This window comes from Frankia sp. AiPs1 (assembly GCF_023716945.1).
Taxonomy (GTDB): domain Bacteria; phylum Actinomycetota; class Actinomycetes; order Frankiales; family Frankiaceae; genus Frankia.
This window is the reverse complement of the sequence record NZ_JAMQQF010000723.1, coordinates 1-2,500: the sequence shown is the minus strand read 5'-3', so window position 1 is coordinate 2,500 and position 2,500 is coordinate 1. Positions and strand designations below refer to the sequence as shown.

The window sequence follows — 2,500 nt, the reverse complement described above, 5'->3', positions numbered from 1 at the left end:
GTCCCACGCTGGCGGCGCCATGCCTGCCGGGCTCGACCGCCGGCTCGCGCGAGGCCTGCGGACCCACCCCGTTGCCCTGCCTCTCGCCGGCCCCCGGCGTCCCCGCCGGAAGCTGCCACGCTCCGCCGCTGTCCTGCAGCGCGGCACCCGCACCCGCGGGCGCCGCCGTCGTCGAGGACGAGCTGTCCGACGATGCATGTTCCATCCCGTGCGCCGTCGGACCGTCGCCGGCACCGGGCTGCGACGAGCAGACATCCTGCGTGAGCTCGGCCCCCGCCCGCCCCCACGGGCGGGCAGCGGCGGCCACTGCTTGCCCGGGGCCGACCGCCACCCGAACCGACCCGGCCGGGCCCACGCCGACCAGCGGTTCGCCATCGCCCCACGCCGCCTCGGTGACCTGCCCGGACGGGTCGGTGCGAGCCACCGCCGATCAGTGCCCGCTGACGCAGCGGTTCTGCGCCGGCTCGCCGGTCGGCGTGCCGGTGGGCGAGGCATGCCCGGCGCCGACGCCGTCACCGCCGGTACCGGTCGTCTGCTGGGACGGTTCGGTGCGGGCGGCGACACTGGACTGCCCGGCCGGGCGGCGGCTGTGCCCGGGAGGCGTCGCGGTGCCGCTCGACGAGCAGTGTGCCGTCCCGGCGCCGCCGCGCTGCGCCAAGGGCACGGTCCGGGTGCTGGGAACGTGCACCTCGGTGCTCCCTCCCGGGGCGCCGGAACCACCCGTCGGCACCCCGGTGGCGCGGGAGGCGCAACCCGGTGAGCTGCTGTTCGACCGGACCGTCGTCACCGCGGGGGACACCCTGTTCGCCCGCGGCGCCGGCTGCCGACCCGGGGCGCCGGCCGTGCTCACGGCCGGCGGCGAACTCGTCGGGCGGGCCGTCGCCGACCAGGCCGGTACCTTCGAGACGGTGGTCCAGTTCGCCAGCTTCAGGCCGGGTTACCGCGCGGTCAGGGCGGACTGCGGCAAGGACCTCGACGCCGGCATCGACATGGTGCTCGTCTCCGCGGACACCAGCGCGACGGCGTCCTCGGTCCTGCTGCCGCTGTTCCTCGCGCTGTCCTTCCTGGCCGTGCACTACCAGCTCGCGGCTCGGGGGCGGCGGCGGGCCAGGGCGCAGCGCCGCTAGCCGCTAGCCGCCGGCCGAGCCTTGGCCGGCTTCCTCGACGACCAGGGCGGGAGTGACGCACCGATGCCCCACCCATCCGGTCACGGCGCCGCCGCCGACGGCGCGCACGACCACCGTTCCGGGCCGGGGTCCGGGGAGCCGACCCAGGTCGGCCCCTACCGCCTGCTGCGCCGGCTCGGGGCGGGCGGCATGGGCACGGTCTACCTGGGGTTGAACCCCGACGGCGGGCAGGTGGCCGTCAAGCTGATCCGGCCGGACCTCGCCCGCCTCGCCGAGTTCCGGGCACGGCTGAAGCAGGAGGCCGACAACGCCCGCCGGGTGGCTCGGTTCTGCACCGCCGCGGTCCTCGACGTCGACATCACCGCCGAGCAGCCGTACCTGATCACCGAGTTCGTCGACGGTCCGACGCTCGCCGAGGCGGTGGTGGGACGCGGCCCGCTGAACACGGCGGAGCTGCACCAGCTCGCCGTGAGCATGACGACCGCCCTGATGGCCATCCACCGGGCCGGCATCGTGCACCGCGACCTCAAGCCGTCGAACATCCTGCTGTCCCGGCTCGGCCCCAAGGTCATCGACTTCGGCATCGCCCGGGCCCTGGACACCGCCACCAGGCTCGATCTCGACCATGGCGGGGACCGCCAGCTCGGGACGCCCGCCTTCATGGCGCCCGAGCAGGCCAAGGGCGAGCCCATCACCTCGGCGGCGGACGTCTTCGCCTGGGGCGGCGTCCTCATCTACGCCGGCACCGGCCGTTACCCGTTCGGCGGCGGCCCGACGCCCGGGCTGCTGTTCCGGACCGTGAACGACCCGCCCACGCTCGACGGGTTCGAGGACAGCCTGCGCCCGCTCGTCGAGGAGGCGATGCGCAAGGTCGCCGCGGACCGGCCGCGCGCCGAGGAGCTCTACGCCCGGCTGCTCGACCTGCGTGCCGACGCGCCGGTCGCGGTGCCGCAGCCGCCGCTGTCGCTGTCCGAGGTGACCGCGCTCATCCGGCCGCTGAACACCACCCCGCGGGGCACCCGGCCGCCCCCCACTTCGGTCGCCGCGGACCCCCTCACCCCCGTCACCCCCATCACGGATCATCCGCCTGTCGGGCCGCCGCCCGACTTCCCGCCGACGCCCGCGCGCGCCGACTTCTCCGGCTCCCTGACGCCCGCCGACCGGGGCGACCGCGGTGCTCGGTCCGGCCCGCCGGCCGCGAGGACGGGGCCCGCATCGTCCGGGCCGTCCGGGGAGGCGTCCCCGTCGGGCCAGCATCCCGTCTGGCAGCCGGCCGAGCGGTGGCAGACGACGCCGGCGGATGTCACCGACGGCCTCGTCACGGTCTGGACCGAGGCCGAGTCCCGCGGCGGCGTGGGCGCGCGCCAGGCGGG

At 76.6% G+C, this 2,500-nt stretch carries 2 protein-coding genes and 1 pseudogene; 2 read left to right on the top strand and 1 reads right to left on the bottom strand.

Annotated features, from left to right (window positions below; genetic code table 11):
* Positions 1 to 424, bottom strand: a pseudogene (locus ND748_RS29955) (hypothetical protein); the annotation flags it as partial.
* Here ND748_RS29955 and ND748_RS29950 point away from each other — a divergent pair.
* Positions 414 to 1,127, top strand: coding sequence for a hypothetical protein (locus ND748_RS29950; protein WP_251749564.1), 714 nt, complete (start codon positions 414 to 416; stop codon positions 1,125 to 1,127). The pseudogene ND748_RS29955 and the gene ND748_RS29950 sit on opposite strands and share 11 nt — an antisense overlap.
* 63 nt (positions 1,128 to 1,190) lie before the next feature.
* A partial coding sequence (locus ND748_RS29945) for a serine/threonine-protein kinase (RefSeq protein ID WP_374216074.1) occupies positions 1,191 to 2,500 on the top strand: 1,310 nt, incomplete at its 3' end.